Genomic DNA, 4,196 nt, shown 5'->3' with positions numbered 1-4,196 from the left:
AACTGAGTTATCAAAAGCACACTTACTTTTTAAAATTAAATTCAAGGATTTTACGATAAGTAGTTAACCTTAAATCTCCATAGGCTATCTTGTGAAGAACCGTTGTCATTTATTGTATTCTTACTTATTGAAATGAAAATGGATTGAATGATTTATTCAATAGCTTTATTTTTTACTTAATTGACTCTTATTGTAGAAATACAATCCTATCATCATTGACATAGAAATTGAAATTAAAAAGAAAACTTTTGAATTAATTTCATTATTAACATATAAGACAATTGCTAATATTTCAATAATTAAATAAGTCAATACTATAATATTTTTTAAATTTTTCATAATTCTAATTTTAAATATCACCCCATCCGTCTCTGCTCTTCGAAGTTTGCAACTTCGAAGTAGAATAAACAATCCAAGTATTAAAATATGTTTGGAGGCTTTAACTCTTTTATTCATTTTTTTCTTGCTGAAAAAACGAACCAAAAAATTCACAGCTGGATCGCTACGGATATATTTTTGCTCAAAAGTAGTTTTGCGTTCTGGTTAGGTCTTACTTTACAAAACCGTTCGCAAACCTTCTCAAAGGTCAGCGGAATTTTAATTGTACAAAGTTTTATTCAGAATCAGGAATTTTTTTCTGGATTCGTTCTTTGCCTATTTTAATTATATAGAGAGCTGCTAGAAAAAAGAAAACAGCACAAGTCCAATAACTATTTTTTGATAGAAAGTATAATCCACCAATTACTCCAATCGACAACCAAATAATATCTGTGTAAATGTTATTTTTAAATAATTTGTCCATATTTTTATTTATATCACCTAAGTTACTAAAAATGAGCTCGCTATTAAAATTATATACAAAGATACTCCCAGAGCCTATCTAGGTAAAAGAAAGGGTAAAGGCCACTAAGAAAATTTAAATTTGTTATAATTTCCTTCCTAGTAAAGGCTTGGTGTTCTCGAATTCCTTTAGGGAATGTTCCTATTTTTCATGCTGAAAAAACGAATCTGCTCTTCGAAGTTTGCAACTTCGAAGTAGAATAAACAATCCAAGTATTAAAATATGTTTGGAGACTTTAACTCTTTTATTCATTTTTTTCTTGATAAAAAAACGAACCAAAAAAATCACGGCTTGACTCTTCGGATATATTTCGCATCCTCGGCGTTACATCAAATGAACTCGCTAGCGCATAAACAGCACACGCTCTGCGGTGGAAATATCACTCCTGCCAGCCGTCTAGGCCGGCTCAAGTCAATAGTGTAACTGAGCTACCAAAAGCACACTTACTTTTTAAAATTAAATTCAAGGATTTTACGATAAGTAGTTAACCTAAGGCCTTCATAGGCTAGCGTGTTATGAATCCTTGCACCCCGGAGGGCACTCTGATTTCACAAACTTGGTTGTACCTAGTATTTATTTATTCCATTGATTCACAAATGCATGAAGCAAGTTCACGTATATACGCTGACCTTTCTTGAAACTCTCAATACGCATATATTCATTGTCTGCATGAAAATTTTCATCACTCCTTTGGAAGCCTACGGAAATTAAATTTGGGCCACCACCATCGGGAATAGACGACAAGGCCGGTACGGTACCTCCAATATAGACGATACTTGGGGGGGTCCCGAAAAAGTCTGTCAATACTTGTTTGCCTATTCTAAAGCCCAAATCATTTTCATCGAAAACAGGTGCGGTGCCCATCACACTTTCTTTGAAATCTACTTTCAATCCCCATGGGAGACTATCTTTGACGTGTTTTTTAAGCATTTCCAATACTTCTTTAGGATCATGGTCGGGCCCTGTCCTTGCCAACATTCTAAACCAAGCAGTGTGAGGTATAATAGAGGCCTTACCCTCAATATAACCAGCCTTAAACCCCGTAATGTCTACTGAAGAACGAATCCAAGGACGCTCATAAAAGGAGTATTCGCGCTCTCCAATCCATTGATGGATGCCGAATTTCTTTAAATCCTTAGCTTCTTGATCTTGGTCTACAACAGCTGCGATTTCCTTTCGTTCTTTTTCAGAATATTGTTTTAGCCCATCATAAAACCCTTTAATAGCTATTGATCCATCAGTATTCCAAAGGGAAGCAATCACTTTAGAAGCTGCTAAAGCCGCATTAGGCGCAACACCTCCATAGATGCCTGAGTGTAAATCGGTATTTGCCGATGTAATAGTGACTTCAAGGTCTGCGGCTCCTCGTAGTCCTTTCCACATCATTCCTTGATTGTCATCCTTCATCATGGCATCTACATTAATTCCAAAATCAATATCACTTAGCCATTCTTGATTAGAAGCCAACCATATTGGTAAATGTGGACTCCCCATTTCTTCGCCACCGTCTAATAGGATCTTGATGTTAACAGGAAGCTTACCATCTACCTTTATCATTCCTTCTATGGCGCTAAGTAAAGCAATAATAGGCCCCTTGTCATCGGTGGCCCCTCTTCCATAAAGCCTTTCATCTCGTATCTCTGCACTAAAGGGATCACTTTTCCAACGTTCTTTATTTACAGGTTGCACATCAAAATGTCCATAAAAAAGAATGGTGGGTTGCCTTTTGTTTGGTGTATAGGTGGCGGTAACTACTGGCAATTCATTGGTGAAAAACACGGCTGTGTTTTCCATACCAATGGTATAAAGCATGTCTTTAAGTAAGTCTGCCGCTTTTTTGAGTTCTGGCTTGTTTTCTGGTTTCATAGACATGGTCGGGAGGGCAATCAGCTCAACTAACTCATTGATATGTCTTTTATGATTTTCTTCGAAAAAACGATCATATTCCTTTAGTTGTTTATGAGTCGCCTTATGTAGCACCAAGGAGGTATTCCCAACTTTACTTTGAGCGATAGCAGCATGCTGATAGCTAAACAAAACTAGCAGCATGAAATAGAAGATCCTCTTTTTTTTCATCATGAATTATATTAGGTACAACATACAGACAGCTGTATCCATACTGTTAGTACTATTACACCACCTAAGTTACTAAAAATGAATAGGCTATAGAAATTTGTTTCTCAAAATCACATATAAGGGTATTGCAAGCACCTAACTAAGTTTTGTAGATTCTGCTCTTCGAAGTTTGCAACTTCGAAGTAGAATAAACAATCCAAGTATTAAAATATGTTTGGAAGCTTTAACTCTTTTACTATCTGGGTAAAAGAAGGTAAGACCTCATTAGAAACCATAGGTTAGCCATGGCGGACTGGACTAGGCCCTTTTATAATTGGTATTGCAAGCAAACGCATTTACTTTTCGTTATCATATTCTTCCCAACTTTTAATTATCTGAAATTCGCCACAGCTCTCCATTTCTTTAATCAGTTCAGCTTTATCATAATACATTATAAATTTTTCTGGCACTATACCGTTTATTACTTCGATGACAGGACTTAGTTCATAATGGTAATAGTTTTCTAGGCTTATAGGTATAGATTTTCCATTTTTAGTAAATCGAAATGACCTTATATTTCCGTGTTCAAGGCAATTACTTGCGTACAAAACATTGAGACTGTCTATATTTATATTGGATAATTGACGAATTTTGTGTTTTGGAAATTCAGTTGTGGAGTAGAGAACACTATCCTTTTCATTTTCCAATTCTCGTCGAAATGTTATAATAAGTTTTTCGTTGGAGAGTTTGAAAAGAACCCATCGTTTAAGTGATTGATTATGGTCAGCAATTGATAATTCAAACGGTTCAATCGGTTTATCACTGCACGAAACTGCAATAAATAAAACAAATAACACTATTAATCTCATTGCATTTCTCATATGTTTGCCAACCGTAAGATTACTCTATCCATACTGTTATTAAAATTGATATACTCTAAGATACCAAAAACACATTTACTATTTTAAAATTTAGTGTAATTCTCTTCTTAGTAAAGCCTTGGTGTTTCCAAATTCTATTAGGAATTGTTCATTTTTTTCTAGATAAAAAAACGAACCAAAAAAATCACGGCTGGACCTCTTCGGATATATTTCTCATCCTCGGCGCTAAATCAAATGAACTCGCTAGCGCTCAGACAGCATTTGATTCTTAACGCCCTCTGCGGTGGAAATAGGAATCCTGCCAGAGGTCTGGGCCGACACAAAACAATAGTATAACTGAGTTATCAAAAGCACACTTACTTTTTAAAATTAAATTCAAGGATTTTACGATAAGTAGTTAACCTTAAATCTCCATAGGC

At 35.2% G+C, this 4,196-nt stretch carries 3 protein-coding genes; all 3 read right to left on the bottom strand.

From position 1 onward, the window contains the following. Positions 1–613: 613 nt before the first annotated feature. Positions 614–802 carry a hypothetical protein gene (locus tag MWU65_RS17295; protein ID WP_247079935.1) on the bottom strand — a complete coding sequence of 63 codons (189 nt, stop codon included), beginning with the start codon at positions 800–802 and terminating at the stop codon, positions 614–616. 612 nt (positions 803–1,414) lie between these two features. Further along, on the bottom strand, positions 1,415–2,920 hold the full coding sequence (locus MWU65_RS17290) for a M20/M25/M40 family metallo-hydrolase (RefSeq protein WP_247079934.1): 1,506 nt from the start codon (positions 2,918–2,920) through the stop codon (positions 1,415–1,417). A 332-nt stretch (positions 2,921–3,252) separates the two neighbouring features. Further along, positions 3,253–3,777 carry a hypothetical protein gene (locus MWU65_RS17285; RefSeq protein ID WP_247079933.1) on the bottom strand — a complete coding sequence of 175 codons (525 nt, stop codon included), beginning with the start codon at positions 3,775–3,777 and terminating at the stop codon, positions 3,253–3,255. Positions 3,778–4,196: the final 419 nt, after the last annotated feature.

The organism is Cellulophaga sp. F20128 (assembly GCF_023015805.1).
Lineage (GTDB): Bacteria > Bacteroidota > Bacteroidia > Flavobacteriales > Flavobacteriaceae > Cellulophaga.
Note: the sequence above shows the minus strand (reverse complement) of the source record. Positions and strands in the feature narration are given on the sequence as shown.